This is a genomic window from Pseudomonas sp. ME-P-057 (assembly GCF_030208975.1).
In the GTDB taxonomy this organism is placed as follows: Bacteria; Pseudomonadota; Gammaproteobacteria; order Pseudomonadales; family Pseudomonadaceae; genus Aquipseudomonas; species Aquipseudomonas lutea.
On record NZ_JARVSX010000018.1, the window covers coordinates 170,173 to 186,720 of the forward strand.

Consider the following 16,548-nt stretch of genomic DNA (forward strand, 5'->3'; position numbering starts at 1 on the left):
GAGACCCCCGGTATTATTGCTGTTATGGGTTGCAATCGAGCTTAGCGTTGTTCATTTTTTTCCACAACACGCCCGTAAAAAATAAAACACGCCCTGCTCAAGCCCGCAGTTTGCGAGTGTTCCAGCGCACAACATTTGCCCTAAAGTGCGGCAAAAATGGCTCTTTGGCGCCCTTTTAGGGCAAATCATGGCTCCTTGACTTCGTCTGGCCTTTCGGATTGACTGAAACCCGTAATGCTCGATGATTGATATTTTCAACAACAAAGGTGTTGCATCATGTCGGTACCCCCGCGTGCCGTTCAGCTCAACGAAGCGAACGCGTTCCTTAAGGAACATCCTGAGGTTCTATACGTTGACCTTCTGATTGCAGATATGAATGGAGTGGTGCGCGGCAAGCGCATCGAACGCACCAGCCTTCATAAGGTTTACGAGAAAGGCATCAACCTCCCAGCTTCTCTATTCGCACTGGATATCAACGGCTCGACGGTGGAAAGCACCGGCCTGGGTCTGGACATCGGCGATGCTGACCGAATCTGTTATCCGATCCCCGACACTCTCTGCAATGAGCCCTGGCAGAAGCGTCCTACCGCACAACTTTTGATGACCATGCACGAGCTGGAAGGCACGCCCTTCTTCGCCGATCCTCGTGAAGTGCTGCGTCAGGTTGTCAGCAAGTTCGACGAGATGGGTCTGACCATCTGCGCTGCATTCGAACTCGAGTTTTACCTGATCGATCAGGAAAACGTGAACGGTCGTCCGCAGCCTCCACGCTCGCCCATCTCCGGCAAACGCCCGCACTCGACTCAGGTCTACCTGATCGACGATCTGGACGAGTACGTCGACTGCCTTCAGGACATTCTGGAAGGCGCCAAAGAACAAGGCATCCCGGCTGACGCGATTGTTAAAGAAAGCGCTCCGGCGCAGTTCGAAGTCAACCTACACCATACTGCCGATGCGCTCAAAGCCTGCGATTACGCAGTGCTGCTCAAGCGCCTGATCAAAAATATCGCCTACGACCATGAGATGGACACCACCTTCATGGCAAAGCCTTATCCGGGCCAGGCGGGCAACGGTCTGCATGTTCACATTTCGATCCTTGATCGCGATGGCAAAAATATCTTCACCAGCGAGGATCCCGAGCAGAACGCCGCATTACGTCATGCGATCGGCGGTGTGCTCGAGACCCTACCCGCGCAGATGGCGTTCCTTTGCCCGAACGTCAATTCGTATCGCAGGTTTGGTGCCCAGTTCTATGTTCCGAACTCTCCGTGCTGGGGTCTGGATAACCGGACTGTTGCCGTGCGGGTTCCGACTGGAACAGCAGATTCGGTGCGTATCGAGCATCGGGTTGCCGGCGCAGATGCCAACCCGTACTTGTTGATGGCATCGGTATTGGCGGGCATTCACCACGGCTTGACCAACAAGATCGAGCCCGGCCCGCCCGTGGAAGGCAACTCCTACGAGCAGAACGAGCAGAGCCTGCCGAACAACCTGCGCGATGCCCTGCGCGAGTTGGACGACAGCGAAGTCATGGCCAAGTACATCGATCCCAAGTACATCGATATCTTCGTTGCGTGCAAGGAAAGTGAGCTGGAAGAGTTCGAGCACTCCATCTCCGACCTTGAGTACAACTGGTATCTGCACACGGTTTGATGCCTGCCTGACCTAGTTGTCAGAGCTATGAAAAACGCCACCGCTTCGGAAGAACCGGTGGCGTTTTCGTTTGAAGGGCTGACGAATCGCAGAGGCTGTCGAGCCGCAGAGCGCGGCGGGATCATCGGAAGTGGCGCAGTCCCTGGCCATCGAGCCCGCCGCTACCTTGGTGGGAGTGAGCTTGCTCGCGAAGGCAATGTGTCGGCTGTCACTGTAGAATGCTCGCGGCCCCGATCAAGAGAGCACCGATGACCCGCCTCGCCCCTCCTCGTAAACCACGCGCACGCAGCCAGGCACGCATCGATTCGATCCTTGATGCCGCGCGCGCGCTCCTGGCTGCGGACGGCGTGGCCAGCCTTTCTATCTACAGCGTTGCCGAACGCGCGGGCATTCCGCCCTCTTCGGTTTATCACTTTTTTGCCAGCGTGCCGGCGTTGCTTGAAGCGCTTACTGCCGACGTCCATGAAGCCTTTCGCGAGAGCCTGCAGCAGCCCATTGATCATGAACGTCTCAACAGATGGCCTGATCTGTCCATGCTGGTCGAAGCCCGCATGCTGGCGATCTACAGGGAAGACGTTGCTGCCCAGCAATTGATCCTCGCCCAACACGGGCTGACTGAAGTGACTCAGGCCGATCGCCAACATGACATTGAGTTGGGGAAGCTGCTGCATGCGCTGTTCGCCCGACACTTCCAATTGCCCACCCTGCCGGACGACGTCGACGTCTTCGCCCTGGCCATCGAACTGGCCGACCGGGTCTACGCCCGCTCGGTACAGCTGCATGATGAAATCACCGAGCGCATGGCCGAAGAAGGCATGCGCGTGTTCGATGCCTACCTGGGCTTGTACCTGCCGCCCTATCTGCCCAAGCGCACGCAGCAGCCATAGCCAGTCACATCCACGCTCCATAAACCGTGGAGCGGTCTGGACGTAGATCAAATGCAGGAGCGCTTGCCCGCGATTGCGGTGGGTCAGCCAAATGGTCAGTGGCTGACACCCTGCATTCGCGGGCAAGCGCGCTCCTACAATGGAACCGTGTCATCCAAAAATGCTGCGACTGATCTGGGTCCGTAGGAGCCGGCTTGCTGGCGAAGGCAGCGGGTCAGAGATATCGATGGCGACTGACACACCGCGTTCGCCAGCAAGCCGGCTCCTACAGGTTGAACATTTCGGGCTCCACCAGGATCAGTTTTTGTAGACGCCCCGTATTCAGGCCTCGATCTGGTCAATTTTGAAGGCGACGCGGAACTGAGGTCTGGACGGAGATCAAAATGTAGGAGCGCGCTTGCCCGCGATTGCAGTGGGTCAGCCATATGGTCAGTGGCTGACACGCTACATTCGCGGGCAAGCGCGCTCCTCCAATGGATCTGTGTCATCCAAATGCTGCGGCTGATCTGGGTCCGTAGGAGCCGGCTTGCTGGCGAAGGCAGCGGGTCAGAGATGTCGATGGCGATTGACACACCGCGTTCGCCAGCAAGCCGGCTCCCACAGGTTGAACATTTCGGGCTCCACCAGGATCAGTTTTGCGGACGCCCTGATTCAGGTTCCGACCAGCAGAGCCCTGAAGGCGACGCGGAGCTGAGGTCTGGACGGAGCTCAAAATGTAGGAGCGCGCTTGCCCGCGATTGCGGTGTGTCAGCCACATGTTCAGTGGCTGACACACTGCATTCGCGGGCAAGCGCGCTCCTACAATGGATCTGTGTCATCCAAATGCTGCGGCTGATCTGGGTCCGTAGGAGCCGGCTTGCTGGCGAAGGCAGCGGGTCAGAGATGTCGATGGCGATTGACACACCGCGTTCGCCAGCAAGCCGGCTCCTACAGGTTGAACATTTCGGGCTCCACCAGGATCAGTTTTGCGGACGCCCTGATTCAGGTTCCGACCAGCAGAGCCCTGAAGGCGACGCGGAGCTGAGGTCTGGACGGAGACCAAAATGTAGGAGCGCGCTTGCCCGCGATTGCGGTGGGTCAGCCAAATGATTAGTGGCTGACATTCTGCATTCGCGGGCAAGCGCGCTCCTGTACAGGGGGCGCTTGCCATTCAGGACCGATCACAACTTGGCGATCGACACCTCGGTGGATTTCACGAACGCGATCACTTCGCTGCCGACCACCAGTTCCAGCTCTTTGACGGAGCGGGTGGTGATCACGGAGGTGACAACGCCCGAGGCGGTCTGCACGTCGATTTCGGACAGTACGTCGCCCGTAACGATTTCCTTGATGGTGCCTTTGAACTGGTTACGCACGTTGATCGCTTTGATAGTCATGGTAAGGCTTCCTTTGAAAGATCAGTCCGGGAGCAAAATTGCCCTGCGGAGTTAGTTGGCCCATCGCAATTGCGTGGGCAGCGGTGAAGTCGGTTCGGGTTCGGGGGGGTTGCCTGGCAGGGACAACACGCGGTTGAGCACTTCGGTTTCCAGCGCAGCGAGCTGATAGGAGCCACGCGCCCTTGGACGGGCCAGATCAACCTGCAGATCAAGGCCGATGCGTCCCTCTTCAATCAGCAAAACCCGGTCGGCAATGGCCACGGCTTCACTGACGTCGTGGGTCACCAGCAACACGGTGAAACCGTGCTTGCGCCACAGATTTTCGATCAGTTGCTGCATTTCAATTCGGGTCAGAGCGTCCAGCGCACCGAGGGGTTCGTCGAGCAACAACAGGCGCGGCTGATGAATGAGCGCGCGGGCCAGCGCCACACGCTGCTTCTGTCCACCCGACAGCGCCGCCGGCCACTCATTGGCGCGCTCGGCCAGACCTACCGCCTCCAGCGCTTCAAGCGCTTTGCCGCGCCAGTCGCCGCTGAGCCCCAACCCGACGTTATCGATGATCTTTTTCCAGGGCAGCAGACGCGCTTCCTGAAACATCAGGCGCGTGTCCTCCCGCGCATCAGCCAACGCCCCGTTGCCTGCCAGCAGCTGACCACTCGACGGCAGATCAAGCCCTGCCAGCAGGCGCAGCAAGGTGCTCTTGCCGCAGCCGCTTCGGCCCACGACCGCCACGAATTGGCCGGCCGGGATGTGCAGATCGATGTCTTTCAACACCTCCCGCGAGCCAAAGGTTTTTTTCAGTTTGCGAACCTGCAAGGGAATCCCGCGCAACAGGTTTGCCGGTTGTTGGAGATTGCTCATTGGGCGCCACCTTTTGCCACTTGATACGCCGGGTGCCACCGCAGGCAGACCCGTTCCAGACCGCGCGCCGCGAGGTCTGCCAGTTTGCCGAGAACGGCATAGAGCACGATCGCCAGCACCACGACGTCGGTCTGCAGAAACTCCCGGGCGTTCATCGCCAGATAGCCGATACCGGAGCTGGCCGAGATGGTTTCTGCGACGATCAGCGTCAGCCACATGAACCCCAGCGCAAAGCGCACGCCCACCAGAATCGAAGGCATCGCACCTGGCAGGATCACATGCCAGAACAACCCGAAGCCGCTCAAGCCATAGCTGCGGGACATTTCCACCAGCGCCGGATCGATGTTGCGAATACCGTGATACGTGTTCAGGTAAATCGGAAACAGCGTGCCCAGCGCGACGAGAAACACCTTGGCGGTTTCGTCGATGCCGAACCACAGGATGACCAGCGGAATCAGCGCCAGATGGGGCACGTTACGGATCATCTGCACGGAGCTGTCGAGCAGGCGTTCGCCCCATTTCGACAGCCCGGTGATAAAGCCCAGAGCCAAGCCGATCCCACCGCCGATGGCAAAACCGATCCCTGCGCGCCAGCCACTGATTGCCAGGTGGGTCCAGATTTCACCGCTGCGCACCAGCGACACGCCGGCTTCAATCACAGCGCTCGGGGCGGGCAGAATGCGGGTCGAGAGCCAGCCAGCGCTGACTGCCAGTTGCCATATCGCCAACAACAGGACCGGTAGCAGCCAGGGCGCCAGTCTGTGGGTGATTGTTTCTACGCTCATGGAGTTGTCTCCTTCCAATGCCGGGCTTACTGCGCTTTCGCAACAGCAGCAGGTGGCGTCCAGATCACATCAGCGATGCGCAACGGTTTAGGGATCAGCTTGAGCTGGTAAAACGTGTCAGCGATTTTCTGCTGTGCGGCGACCGTCTCGGGGGTGATAAACAAAGCGCCGTAGCCCTGACGCTTTACCGAAGTACGCGTGATGTCTTCCGAGAGGCCAAGCAGGGGCGCGACCTGTTTGGTCACCTCCTCCGGGTTGGCTTTGGACCATTCGCCGACAGCGCGCACTTCTTCAACCAGGGTCTGGATGACCTTGGGATGCTGCTGCGCATAAGGCTTGGTGGCGAGGTAAAACTGGTTGTTGTCGACGATGCCTTTACCGTCTCGCAGGGTTCGCGCCTGCAATTGCTGCTCGGCGGCGGCCTGGTAAGGGTCCCAAATCACCCAGGCATCGACGCTGCCGCGTTCAAACGCTGCACGGGCATCGGCGGGCGGCAGGAATACGGTCTGGATGTCGGTGTATTTAAGGCCGGCGTCTTCCAATGCGCGCACCAGCAGGTAGTGAACGTTGGAGCCTTTGTTGAGGACGACCTTCTTGCCTTTGAGATCTTTGACGGAGGTGAGCGGCGAATCCTTGGGCACCAGAATCGCTTCACTGGTCGGCGCCGGCGGCTCGGAGGCTACATACAGCAGATCTGCGCCAGCGGCCTGAGCAAATACGGGCGGGGTTTCACCGGTCACGCCGAAGTCGATCGAGCCCACGTTCAGGCCTTCGAGCAACTGCGGGCCGCCCGGAAATTCAGTCCACTGAACTTGCACGCCCTGATCAGCGAGTTTTTTCTCAAGCGACCCTTTGGCCTTGAGTAACACCAGCGTGCCGTACTTCTGATAACCGATGCGCAACGTATCGGCCTGGGCCTGATTGAGTACGCCGAAGGAGACTGCCGCAGCAAACAGAGCGACCAGGCCTCGACGCAAAATAACGGTGCGCATGGCACGCTCCTTTGCTTGTAGCTAACAGGTGGCACCTGCTCGTCCGATGGCGGACCAGTAAGGTGAGACGGGATTCATTGCCGGCGATCTCGCCAGGACTGAGAGAACATAACAGGGGATGTTTATTCTCTAAAATCATATTTATTCATTTGTTTAGCACCAAATAGAATATATGAAAAGGTAGGGGTAGCTTTTCTGTAGGAGCGCGCTTGCCCGCGAAGGCATCGTGTCAGGAAGTTTGATGTCACGGGTGGACCGCTATCGCGGGCAAGCGCGCTCCTACAGGTGGCGGGCCGTTCAGACGCTTCGGATATACGCGGATAATCGAACAGAGCAGCTCAAAAAAAAGGGCCGACAAATCGGCCCTCATGCGATGCGCAAAGCGCGAGTATCAGCGATTCGGTTGAGGGGTCAGGCGCAGATACGGCGTGACGGCGGTATAGCCTTTAGGAAAGCGTTCCTTGATCTCTGCTTCGTCTTTTATCGACGGCACGATTACCACGTCTTCACCGTCCTTCCAGTTTGCTGGCGTTGCGACCTTATAGTTGTCGGTCAGCTGCAACGAATCGATCACCCGCAGAATTTCGTGGAAGTTACGGCCCGTGCTGGCCGGATAGGTGATGGTCAGACGCACCTTTTTGTTCGGGTCAATCACGAACAGCGAACGCACAGTCAGCGTCTCGCTGGCATTAGGGTGGATGAGGTCGTAGAGCTCTGAGACCTTGCGATCTTCATCCGCCAGGATCGGGAAGTTGACGAGGGTGTTTTGTGTCGAGTTGATGTCGCCGATCCACTTGGTGTGGGACTCGGCCGAGTCTACGGACAGGGCAATTGCCTTGACGTTGCGCTTGTCGAATTCGTCCTTGAGCTTTGCGGTGAAGCCCAGCTCAGTGGTGCACACCGGGGTGAAATCCGCAGGGTGCGAGAACAAGACACCCCATTTGCCATCCAGCCACTCGTGAAACCTGATAGGTCCCTCGCTGGAATCCTGCTCGAAGTCGGGGGCGATGTCGCCGAGTTTAAGGCCCATACAGTCGTGCTCCTTGGTGGTGAGTCATCGGTTTACTGTGCATCTGGGCATCTGAAAACAAAAGGAACGATTGGTGCTGAATTACGTTGTTTAAGGCATAAAAAAGCCCCGCCGAAGCGGGGCTCTTTTCAACACATCACGCTTATTTGAAGGCGTAGGTGTAGTTGAGGACCAGACGAGTCTGGTCGGTATCTTGCTGGCTAGCGTACAGATCGGAGTCAGAGCGCAGGTTGGCGCGACGCAGAGTCACACCGAAGCCCTTCATGAAACCGTCCTGAAACACGTAGTCGATACGCATGTCGCGTTCCCACTCCGAGCCACGACCCAAGGCCGCGTTCTGCAGACGGATCTGATCGCCTTTCAGGTAAGCAACGGCAGCCTTCAGACCAGGGACGCCCAAGCGTGCGAAGTCGTAAGAGTACTGGCCGAAGCGAGTCTTCTCACCAGCACGGGTGAAGTTGGTGATCATACTGTCGGTGAACAGGTAAACGCTGTTACCGCCCTCGCCTTCGTTACGACCATTGGAGGCGTTGTTGCGGGTAACGTTGCCGTTGCTCATGACTGGCATACCGCCGTCGTCACTTACCGACTGGTAACCCAACAGGAATGCGTTGCCACCCAGGGTGTAGGTGAACATGGCAGTCCAGGTGTCGTTATCAACTTCGCCCTGGCCATCTTTACTGTAGCCGTTGGCGAAGCGGTAACCGTTGTTCACTTCCTGATGGCCGTTCTTGCCATCAGAGGTGCTGTGGAAATAACGCAGGTCGGTTTTGAACGACTGGTCTTCCGCGATCGGCAGAATGTGAACCAGGCCCAGGAAGTGCTGCTTATAGTAGTCTTCCAGGTTGGCGTAGTAATACTGGACGGTCAGGTCTTTGGTGACTTTGTAGTCGCCGCCAGCAAACTGGAAGTTGTTGGAGCCTTTATAACCACCGGCCAGGGACATATCAGCGTAGTTGCTGGAGGCACGGCCTGCTGCTTGGGTCAGTTTACCGGCGGTCAGGGTCAGGCCGTCCAGTTCTTTGGAAGTGACGATGCCACCTTCAAATGTTTGCGGCAGCAGACGGCCATCGTTCGAGACGAGGATTGGCAGGTTTGGCTGCAGAGCGTTACCGATTTTAAGCTCGGTCTTTGAAATCTTGACCTTGGCGTTGGCACCAGCGCGGGCCCAGTCAGCGACTGGCGTACCGTCGGAGGTGGTAGGCGAAACGGTGTTTGCCGTACTGCCGTTAGGGTTGCGATTGTCGATACCACCGCCCAGGTTGATGCCGTACATGCCTTGAACGTCAAGACCGAAGCCCACGGTGCCCGGGGTGTACCCCGAGATGAAGTTGAACAGGAACCCCTGGGCGGTCTGACGCTGATCCTGGGCTTTACCGGTAGCCGGGTTTTCGCGAGGATCTTGTTCGAAATACAGAGTACGAGAACTGAGTGTCGCTTTGCTGTCATCCAGGAAACCAGCTGCACCAGCCTGAGTGGCCAAGACACCTGCGTATACGGCCAAGGCCAGGGTGGACTTCTTCATTGTGTATCGCTCCTCATGAATCTAATTTTTGTAGTTCCCGGGCTAGAGCCTAAGGCTCAAAACCGAGGATGCGCGATTAGCGCCGGACCTGACTCGGCGAGTCAATGGCCCCAAGACTAATTGACTAGACCGCGTAACAGCTGGCTGCAAGGTAAGGTAAATCCTTTAAACCTAAAAAGACTTGTTGGACCTGCTTTTATGCCAAGCAGTTATATGTCACAAGCCGTTTCAGCCGTCCGTTGCGGAGTGTATCGGCCCTATTCCCTAATTCCCAAAAAATATTTCAGTGCCATTCGTCAGATCGTTTGGTTTTGCTGTCCCCCGCCTCAGGAACTTGACCAGCAAGTCACGGTCTGCCTGCGAAACAGGGTGAGATTTGCCTCTCTAAGCCCATGAAAAGACTGGAATTTAGCGTTGGTAGTCGCAAATATTGCAATTGTCACCTTGCTGTTCGTCTATCTTCTGCTAGCGCCAGCCAATATTTCAGTAACAAGTCAGACCTGCCCCTTCAGGCGATTTTTTCGGGCGTGGCCCGTCTGCTACGCCTACCCGTCCCAAGGCCGCATGCGGTGCATCCAGTAGGCGCGCGTCGAGATCGTATTTACAAAATGTGACGTTTGGATGAATCCATCCGCTTCTCGATAGCCATTGATCTGTCGATGACGAAGTCCACCTCTCGCAACGTTTCAATTCCCACTAAGCAAATTCCAAAATGTTATTTATTTAGCCTTTCTTAGATCATTTACGCTCGTTCGCATTCCTGCTGGTTTGCCATTATCGGAGCGTCACCCATGAAGCTGCTCAACCCATTTCGCCTATTGGCAGCCTTGTCGCTTGCCGGTTCAGCGCTGCTTGCTCAAGCGGCAGATTTCACCGTTGCCTATCAGACCACTGTGGATCCCGCCAAGGTTGCGCAGGCTGACGGCGCTTACGAAAAGGCCACCAATTCCAAAATTTCCTGGAGGAAGTTCGATAACGGCGCGGATGTGATCAGCGCCATTGCGTCGGGTGACGTGCAGATTGGTTACTTGGGGTCCAGCCCCCTGACAGCAGCAGCGACGCGAAAGGTGCCAATCGAAATCTTCCTGATTGCCACCCAAATCGGCGCCGCCGAAGCGTTGGTGGCGCGTAATGGCTCCGGGATCAACAGTCCGCAGGATCTGACTGGCAAGAAAGTCGCCGTGCCGTTTGTGTCGACGGGTCACTACAGCCTTCTCGCCGCTCTGAAGTACTGGAAGATTGATCCGGCGAAAGTGACGATCCTCAATCTCGCCCCGCCGGCCATCGCCGCCGCGTGGAAACGTGGCGACATCGATGCCACCTACGTCTGGGACCCGGCATTGGGCGTCGCCAAAGAGACCGGCAAAGTGCTGATTACCTCGGGTGAGTTGGCGAAGCTCGGGGCACCGACCTTCGATGCATGGATTGTGCGCAAGGATTTCGCCGACAAGCATCCCGAAGTCGTCAGTGCCTTCGCCAAAACGACCCTGGATGCCTACGCCGCCTACCGCAGGGACCCAGCGGCCTGGCTGGCCGATGCCAGCAACGTCGACAAGCTGGTGAAGCTGTCCGGCGCCAAACCTGGCGACATACCTGGTCTGTTGCAGGGCAACGTCTATCCGCTGGCGGCTGACCAAGTGACCGAACTGGGCGCGCCGACCACCGACGCCATCACCAAGACCGCAGCATTCCTCAAAGAACAGGGCAAGGTCGACGCCGTGCTGGCCGATTACGCGCCCTACGTGACCACCAAGTTCGTCGCCCAGTGATGCTGGCCAGAAGCTGTGTACCAATGGGATTAGCCGCGTATCCCCGCGATTCACACGCGGACTCACGTCCGTCGGGTGCCCGCTTCTGTAGGAGCCGGCTTGCTGGCGAACCCGGTCTGCCACTCGCTGTGAGGTGACTGACCCGACGCGTTCGCCAGCAAGCCGGCGCCTACAACGCGCGGTGTGAAGCCGCATAAGGCATACCGCCCGCAGACGATGAGACGCCGCAAAAAGCAGCTCTACCCGCATGCGATGTGATGCCGCAAAAAAGCAGTACTGCCCGCTGGCGGCGTGACGTTGAAAAGCAGTAATCACATCCCGTTGGCGCGCCCGTTTCTGTAGGAGCCGGCTTGCTGGCGAACCCGGTCTGTCACTCGCTGTGAGGTGACTGACCCGACCCGTTCGCCAGCAAGCCGGCTCCTACAACATGCGGCGTGAGGCCGTCACAAGGCATACCCCGCAGGCGACGTGATGCCGTAAAAAGCAGTGCCGGCCGCAGCGATGTGACGCCGCACAAGCAGTGCCACTCGCAGTGGGCGTTAGGGTGAATGAGCAGCAACGCTTGCAGCCATTGCGGAGAAACCACTCTCAGCGACATCAGTTACACAACCGTTCAAGCACGTCCTTACATTCATCGGAGCCCATGCCATGGCCTTGTTACAGCTGGAGCGCATCAGCGCACGGTATCCCGGTGCGGCCGAGCCGGTGCTGTCGGATATTTCCCTCGCCCTCGGTCCGCAGCAATTGCTGGTAGCGCTTGGTCCGTCCGGCAGCGGCAAGACGTCGCTACTCAACTTGATCGCCGGGTTCGTCCCCCCAAGCGCAGGCCGCATCACTCTCGATGGCGCGCCGGTAAACGGTCCTGGCGCCGAGCGCGGCGTGGTGTTTCAGGATGACGCGCTGCTGCCTTGGCAGAATGTGCTGGCCAACGTCGCATTCGGGCTTCAACTCGCCGGCGTTGCCCGTGACGAACGCGAGGCCAAGGCGCGGGACATGCTCGCGCTGGTTGACCTCGCCGGTTTCGAGCAGAGGCGTATTTGGGAGTTGTCGGGCGGGCAGAAGCAACGCGTCGGTCTGGCCCGTGCATTGGCAGCCGACCCGAGCGTGCTGCTGATGGACGAGCCATTTGGCGCCCTGGACGCCTTCACCCGCGAACAGATGCAAGAGTTGCTGCTACAAGTCTGGCAACGCAGCGCCAAGCTGGTGTTCCTCATCACCCACGACATTGAAGAAGCGGTGTTCCTGTCGACGGATCTGATTCTGCTCGCGCCGAACCCAGGTCATATCGTCGAGCACTTGAAACTGGACTTCGGTCAGCGTTACAGCGCAGGTGAATCGGCCCGCGCGATTAAATCCGACCCCCGCTTCATTGAAACCCGCGAGCACGTTTTGGCGCGGGTATTCTCCCAGCGGCAAAGCGTTCGGGAGCAACGGGCATGAGTCTTTATCCATCGCCAGAGCCCGCGCTCACGCACGTGCCGGTAAAAACCGCTTCGCGTCAGGGCTCCTCTATTTATGTAAGCACTCGCGCCATCAGTGTGCTGACGCTCGCCGTGCTGTTGGGCAGTTGGTGGCTGGTCACGGCATTTGAGTGGGTCGAGCCGCTGTTCCTGCCGCCACCTTCGGCCGTGCTGGAAAAAGCCTGGCTGCTGATGACCAAGGGCTACATGGACTCGACCCTGTGGCAGCACTTGGGGGCGAGTCTGCAGCGCATCGGCCTGGCGCTGTTTTTCGCTGTGCTGACGGCCATTCCGGTGGGTATTGCGATTGGCCATAACCGAATCGCGCGAGGGATTTTCGACCCGGTGATCGAGTTTTATCGTCCGGTGCCGCCGCTGGCATACCTGCCTTTGATCGTCATCTGGTGTGGCATTGGCGAATTTTCCAAAGTGCTGCTGATTTATCTGGCGATCCTCGCGCCGGTTGCCATCGCGACTGCGACAGGGGTGCGCACTGTCGACACCGCGAAACTGCGCGCGGCGCAATCATTAGGCGCCAGCCGGTGGCAACTGATCCGTCACGTTATCCTGCCAAGCGCCCTGCCTGACATCCTCACCGGCGTGCGTATCGGTCTCGGCGTGGGCTGGTCGACACTGGTGGCGGCCGAGTTGATCGCCGCCACCAGCGGCCTCGGCTTCATGGTGCAGTCAGCCGCGCAGTTTTTGGTGACTGACGTCGTCGTGCTGGGAATTCTGGTCATCGCACTGATTGCCTTCGCCCTGGAAATGGGCCTTCGCGCGCTGCAACGCAAGCTGGTGCCCTGGCACGGCCAGAATCACTGAGAACACGGCTTTACAACTGGCCACGCCGACATTTCGGCGCCGAACACAACGAGTACATCATGAGCATCGACATTATTCCGCTCAGCCCGGCATTGGGCGCAGAGATCAGCGGCGTTGACCTGAGCCGCGACCTGACCGGTGATCAACGCGCTGTCATCAAACAGGCGTTGCTCACTCATCAGGTGCTGTTCTTTCGTAATCAGCCGATCACGCCTCGGCAACAGGCACGTTTCGCTGCCAACTTCGGCGACCTGCACATCCATCCGATTTACCCCAATGTGCCGGAGCAGCCAGAAGTGCTGATCCTCGACACGGCGGTGACCGACGTGCGCGACAACGCCATCTGGCACACCGATGTGACCTTTTTGCCGACGCCTGCGCTGGGTGCGGTACTCAGTGCCAAGCAGGTGCCGACTTACGGTGGCGATACGTTATGGGCGAGCGGCATTGCTGCGTTCGAGGCGCTGTCCGGCCCAATGAAAGCATTGCTTGATGGCTTGACCGCCACTCATGACTTCACGCGGTCATTTCCGCTGGAGCGCTTTGGCAACACACCAGCAGACCTCGCACGCTGGGAGGAAACACGCCGCAAGAACCCGCCGTTGTCGCACCCGGTCATCCGCACGCATCCGGTCAGCGGTCACAAGGCATTGTTCATTAACGAGGGTTTCACCACCCGCATCAATGAGCTGGAGGCCGCCGAAAGTGAGGCGATTTTGAAACTGCTGTTTGCCCATGGCACTCGGCCGGAGTTCACCCTGCGTTGGCGCTGGCAGGCGGACGACGTGGCGATGTGGGACAACCGCGTGACGCAGCATTACGCAGTGGATGATTACCGACCGCAGCGCCGGGTGATGCATCGCGCAACGATGCTGGGCGACGTGCCGTTTTAAGTCGTGGCGTCGGGAGTGGTGTGCACCCTGGCGCACTCCTTCACTGCTTCATGCGCCGCATCGACTCTGCCTGTTGCGCCTGCGCCGAACCACTGTAGGAGCCGGCTTGCTGGCGAACCGATTGTGTCAGCCCTATCAATGCCGGTTGACACCCCCCGGTTCGCCAGCAAGCCGGCTCCTACAGGTCAGCGTTAGCATCAAGATCAGCGGCGCATCAGCATCGGCATCGGTATCGGCATCGGCATCAGCATCAGCATCAGCATCAGCATCAGCATCAGCATCAGCGTCAGCGTCAGCATCGACATCAGCGGCTGGATCGGGATTTAGGATTTGGGATTTGGGATCAGCATCAGCATCAGCATCAGCAACGGGCGCGGGCTGCGGCTTTAGCCCGCAATAATCGCCGCCCTGATCGAACGTGCATCACTTTGGTTAGGGCACGTTCGAAAATGCGCGAATAGCGTGCAAAAACGAGCAAGGAATTACCGGATGTGAACGCCGACTCCAAAGGCTGGGCTGGAGCCCTAGGACGGCCTGAGGTAACAAACGCCTGAGAAATGAGGCTCGCGGGAGGCCTCGCGACGGATTGCAGAAATTTCCTACAGCGTTTTCCCAAAACTGGCACGCACGCTGCAATAGGTTAAGCATCACCAGTTTTGGGGACCTTGGTACAGGCAGGCCGGGGATTCCCCTCTTTTATTCCTCCCGGAGACTGACCTCCAGTCTCCAGCGCCCGTCCTGGGTTGCACCGCGCCAGTCGCCGTGCAACGGACGGGCCGCCAGCAGGTTCAGCAGCAATCCCTTATCACTCCGTTGCACCCTCCAGCGTACATCTTTGCCGTTGAGCTTCAGTTCGCCTTTCTGGGGCTGACCCTGGGCGTTGAACAGCAACGCCACCGCGCCGTCGATGTGTTCGCCGTGCAGTTGCGGCTCGCGGTTGAACCAGACGGCAACACCGCCAGGCAGCGCTTCAATGGTTTGCAGCTGGATTGGGTCCGGCGTCGTCACCCGGCCGATCATCAGCCCGACCATCACACCAACGATCGCCACCGATCCCAGAAACTTGGGCCACAGCTTCGGTCTCGGGTCTTCTTCAGGGGTAGAATGCATCCCGTCCTTTCGTTCGGAGCCGTGCATGTTTCACGTGATCCTTTTTCAACCAGAAATTCCGCCGAACACCGGCAACATCATCAGGCTCTGCGCCAACAGCGGCTGCAGCCTGCATTTGATCGAGCCGCTGGGCTTCGAGCTGGATGACAAGCGCCTGCGTCGGGCCGGCCTTGATTACCATGAATACGCCACGCTGCATCGTCACGCCGACCTGCCCAGCTGCCTTGAAAGCATCGGCCACCCTCGCCTGTTTGCTTTTACCACAAAGGGCTCGCGGGTTTTCCACGACGCGCAATTCGAGGAGGGCGATGCCTTCCTCTTCGGGCCGGAAAGCCGGGGGTTGCCGCCGGAGGTGCTAGACCCGCTGTCGAGCGACCAGCGCCTGCGCCTGCCCATGCGCGAAGGCTGCCGCAGTCTGAATCTGTCAAACACCGTCGCCGTTGCCGTGTATGAAGGTTGGCGGCAGTTGGGGTTCAGGTAGCCGACACGCGACACCGTCATCCGATGCCCCACAAAAAAGCGCCCATTACAGGCGCTTTTTTTGTCGCAGCAAAAACGCTTACTGAACGGTAGGCGTTGGCGTTTCGCCGCTTTCCTGCATGCGTTGCAGCTCTTGCGCGTACAGGGCGTCGAAGTTCACCGGTGCCAGCATCAGCGCAGGGAACGAACCGCGGACAACCAGGCTGTCGATGGTTTCGCGAGCGTACGGGAAGAGGATATTCGGGCAGAACGCGCCCAGGGTGTGGCTCATGGAACCGGCATCCAGGCCCTTGATCAGGAAGATACCCGCTTGCTGGACTTCGGCGATGAAGGCGATTTCTTCGCCGTTCTTCACTTCGACCGACAGGGTCAGCACGACTTCGTAGAAGTCATTTTCGAGCTGCTTCTGGCGGGTGTTCAGATCAAGGCTGACGCTTGGGGTCCATTCCTGACGGAAGATAGCCGGGCTTTTCGGCGCTTCGAAGGACAGGTCGCGAACGTAGATGCGCTGCAGGGAAAACTGCGGTGCTTCTTCTTCGTTGGAAGTGGCGCCGTTGTTCGGTTGATCAGTCATCTCAGATCCTTACTTTGAGGTCTTGTAGGCTTCCGGCCTGTGCGACGACGAGCGTTGTTCACAGGCTGGTTCGAATTCAGGCGTTCAGCAGCTTATCGAGCTTGCCGGCGCGCTCCAGGGCAAACAGATCATCGCAACCGCCGACGTGGACCGAGCCGATCCAGATCTGCGGCACCGAGGTACGTCCGGATTGTTTGGTCATTTCAGCGCGCAACTGTGGCTTGCCGTCGACTTTGATCTCTTGGAAGCCGACGCCCTTGCTTCCCAGCAGCGACTTGGCGCGGGAGCAGTAGGGGCAATAATCGCTGGAATAGACGACGACGTCGGTCAT

General features: G+C 58.5%; 15 protein-coding genes and 1 pseudogene. 7 read left to right on the top strand and 9 right to left on the bottom strand.

Going from position 1 to position 16,548, the window contains the following annotated elements:
• Positions 1 to 276 precede the first annotated feature (276 nt).
• Together QRN48_RS09810 and QRN48_RS09815 are read left to right on the top strand one after the other, a co-directional pair.
• Entirely contained in the window at positions 277 to 1,653 is a 1,377-nt protein-coding gene (locus QRN48_RS09810; protein ID WP_037016229.1) for a glutamine synthetase family protein, read from the top strand.
• Between the two features lie 248 nt (positions 1,654 to 1,901).
• On the top strand, positions 1,902 to 2,540 hold the full coding sequence (locus QRN48_RS09815) for a TetR/AcrR family transcriptional regulator (protein WP_191944045.1): 639 nt from the start codon (positions 1,902 to 1,904) through the stop codon (positions 2,538 to 2,540).
• A 1,160-nt stretch (positions 2,541 to 3,700) separates the two neighbouring features.
• On the opposite strand, the gene QRN48_RS09820 is transcribed toward QRN48_RS09815, so the two are convergent.
• The 6 genes from QRN48_RS09820 to QRN48_RS09845 all read right to left on the bottom strand — a co-directional run bounded on the left by QRN48_RS09820 (position 3,701) and on the right by QRN48_RS09845 (position 9,109).
• The gene (locus QRN48_RS09820) at positions 3,701 to 3,916 is read right to left on the bottom strand and encodes a TOBE domain-containing protein (RefSeq protein ID WP_037016233.1); all 216 of its coding nucleotides are present in this window, start codon (positions 3,914 to 3,916) and stop codon (positions 3,701 to 3,703) included.
• Positions 3,917 to 3,967: 51 nt separating this feature from the next.
• Positions 3,968 to 4,777 carry an aliphatic sulfonates ABC transporter ATP-binding protein gene (gene ssuB, locus QRN48_RS09825; RefSeq protein ID WP_037016235.1) on the bottom strand — a complete coding sequence of 270 codons (810 nt, stop codon included), beginning with the start codon at positions 4,775 to 4,777 and terminating at the stop codon, positions 3,968 to 3,970.
• Complete coding sequence (gene ssuC, locus QRN48_RS09830) at positions 4,774 to 5,562, bottom strand: aliphatic sulfonate ABC transporter permease SsuC (protein WP_285350294.1); 789 nt, start codon at positions 5,560 to 5,562, stop codon at positions 4,774 to 4,776. The genes ssuB and ssuC overlap by 4 nt, the downstream gene beginning before the upstream one ends.
• A gap of 26 nt (positions 5,563 to 5,588) precedes the next feature.
• Entirely contained in the window at positions 5,589 to 6,554 is a 966-nt protein-coding gene (locus tag QRN48_RS09835; RefSeq protein ID WP_285350295.1) for a sulfonate ABC transporter substrate-binding protein, read from the bottom strand.
• Between the two features lie 391 nt (positions 6,555 to 6,945).
• Positions 6,946 to 7,584 (bottom strand): peroxiredoxin, encoded by a 639-nt coding sequence (locus tag QRN48_RS09840; protein WP_285350297.1) that lies wholly within the window; start codon positions 7,582 to 7,584, stop codon positions 6,946 to 6,948.
• Positions 7,585 to 7,726: 142 nt separating this feature from the next.
• The gene (locus QRN48_RS09845; protein WP_191944049.1) at positions 7,727 to 9,109 is read right to left on the bottom strand and encodes an OprD family porin; all 1,383 of its coding nucleotides are present in this window, start codon (positions 9,107 to 9,109) and stop codon (positions 7,727 to 7,729) included.
• Positions 9,110 to 9,900: 791 nt separating this feature from the next.
• Between QRN48_RS09845 and tauA the strand changes: the two genes are divergently transcribed.
• From tauA to tauD, 4 genes and pseudogenes are all read left to right on the top strand, one after another.
• Positions 9,901 to 10,878, top strand: a complete 978-nt coding sequence (tauA, locus tag QRN48_RS09850; protein ID WP_285350299.1) for a taurine ABC transporter substrate-binding protein — start codon at positions 9,901 to 9,903, stop codon at positions 10,876 to 10,878.
• Between the two features lie 648 nt (positions 10,879 to 11,526).
• On the top strand, positions 11,527 to 12,318 hold the full coding sequence (gene tauB, locus QRN48_RS09855; protein ID WP_285350300.1) for a taurine ABC transporter ATP-binding subunit: 792 nt from the start codon (positions 11,527 to 11,529) through the stop codon (positions 12,316 to 12,318).
• Positions 12,319 to 12,395: 77 nt separating this feature from the next.
• Positions 12,396 to 13,160, top strand: a pseudogene (gene tauC, locus QRN48_RS09860) (taurine ABC transporter permease TauC); the annotation flags it as partial.
• 59 nt (positions 13,161 to 13,219) lie between these two features.
• Positions 13,220 to 14,053 carry a taurine dioxygenase gene (tauD, locus tag QRN48_RS09865; RefSeq protein ID WP_285350305.1) on the top strand — a complete coding sequence of 278 codons (834 nt, stop codon included), beginning with the start codon at positions 13,220 to 13,222 and terminating at the stop codon, positions 14,051 to 14,053.
• A 696-nt stretch (positions 14,054 to 14,749) separates the two neighbouring features.
• Here the strand turns inward: tauD and QRN48_RS09870 are convergent.
• Positions 14,750 to 15,190 carry a hypothetical protein gene (locus tag QRN48_RS09870; RefSeq protein WP_191944051.1) on the bottom strand — a complete coding sequence of 147 codons (441 nt, stop codon included), beginning with the start codon at positions 15,188 to 15,190 and terminating at the stop codon, positions 14,750 to 14,752.
• Between QRN48_RS09870 and QRN48_RS09875 the strand changes: the two genes are divergently transcribed.
• Positions 15,189 to 15,644 carry a tRNA (cytidine(34)-2'-O)-methyltransferase gene (locus QRN48_RS09875; RefSeq protein ID WP_065987374.1) on the top strand — a complete coding sequence of 152 codons (456 nt, stop codon included), beginning with the start codon at positions 15,189 to 15,191 and terminating at the stop codon, positions 15,642 to 15,644. The genes QRN48_RS09870 and QRN48_RS09875 overlap by 2 nt on opposite strands.
• A gap of 78 nt (positions 15,645 to 15,722) precedes the next feature.
• On the opposite strand, the gene secB is transcribed toward QRN48_RS09875, so the two are convergent.
• Both secB and grxC read right to left on the bottom strand, forming a co-directional pair.
• The gene (secB, locus tag QRN48_RS09880; protein ID WP_191944052.1) at positions 15,723 to 16,217 is read right to left on the bottom strand and encodes a protein-export chaperone SecB; all 495 of its coding nucleotides are present in this window, start codon (positions 16,215 to 16,217) and stop codon (positions 15,723 to 15,725) included.
• A gap of 76 nt (positions 16,218 to 16,293) precedes the next feature.
• Positions 16,294 to 16,548 (bottom strand): glutaredoxin 3, encoded by a 255-nt coding sequence (grxC, locus tag QRN48_RS09885; RefSeq protein WP_285350308.1) that lies wholly within the window; start codon positions 16,546 to 16,548, stop codon positions 16,294 to 16,296.

Bases quoted from the DNA above. Each gene is read 5' to 3' on its own strand.
- QRN48_RS09810 (WP_037016229.1), top strand. From the start codon at position 277: ATGTCGGTACCCCCGCGTGCCGTTCAGCTCAACGAAGCGAACGCGTTC.
- QRN48_RS09815 (WP_191944045.1), top strand. From the start codon at position 1,902: ATGACCCGCCTCGCCCCTCCTCGTAAACCACGCGCACGCAGCCAGGCA.
- QRN48_RS09820 (WP_037016233.1), bottom strand. From the start codon at position 3,916: ATGACTATCAAAGCGATCAACGTGCGTAACCAGTTCAAAGGCACCATC.
- ssuB (WP_037016235.1), bottom strand. From the start codon at position 4,777: ATGAGCAATCTCCAACAACCGGCAAACCTGTTGCGCGGGATTCCCTTG.
- ssuC (WP_285350294.1), bottom strand. From the start codon at position 5,562: ATGAGCGTAGAAACAATCACCCACAGACTGGCGCCCTGGCTGCTACCG.
- QRN48_RS09835 (WP_285350295.1), bottom strand. From the start codon at position 6,554: ATGCGCACCGTTATTTTGCGTCGAGGCCTGGTCGCTCTGTTTGCTGCG.
- QRN48_RS09840 (WP_285350297.1), bottom strand. From the start codon at position 7,584: ATGGGCCTTAAACTCGGCGACATCGCCCCCGACTTCGAGCAGGATTCC.
- QRN48_RS09845 (WP_191944049.1), bottom strand. From the start codon at position 9,109: ATGAAGAAGTCCACCCTGGCCTTGGCCGTATACGCAGGTGTCTTGGCC.
- tauA (WP_285350299.1), top strand. From the start codon at position 9,901: ATGAAGCTGCTCAACCCATTTCGCCTATTGGCAGCCTTGTCGCTTGCC.
- tauB (WP_285350300.1), top strand. From the start codon at position 11,527: ATGGCCTTGTTACAGCTGGAGCGCATCAGCGCACGGTATCCCGGTGCG.
- tauD (WP_285350305.1), top strand. From the start codon at position 13,220: ATGAGCATCGACATTATTCCGCTCAGCCCGGCATTGGGCGCAGAGATC.
- QRN48_RS09875 (WP_065987374.1), top strand. From the start codon at position 15,189: ATGTTTCACGTGATCCTTTTTCAACCAGAAATTCCGCCGAACACCGGC.
- QRN48_RS09870 (WP_191944051.1), bottom strand. From the start codon at position 15,190: ATGCACGGCTCCGAACGAAAGGACGGGATGCATTCTACCCCTGAAGAA.
- secB (WP_191944052.1), bottom strand. From the start codon at position 16,217: ATGACTGATCAACCGAACAACGGCGCCACTTCCAACGAAGAAGAAGCA.
- grxC (WP_285350308.1), bottom strand. From the start codon at position 16,548: ATGACCGACGTCGTCGTCTATTCCAGCGATTATTGCCCCTACTGCTCC.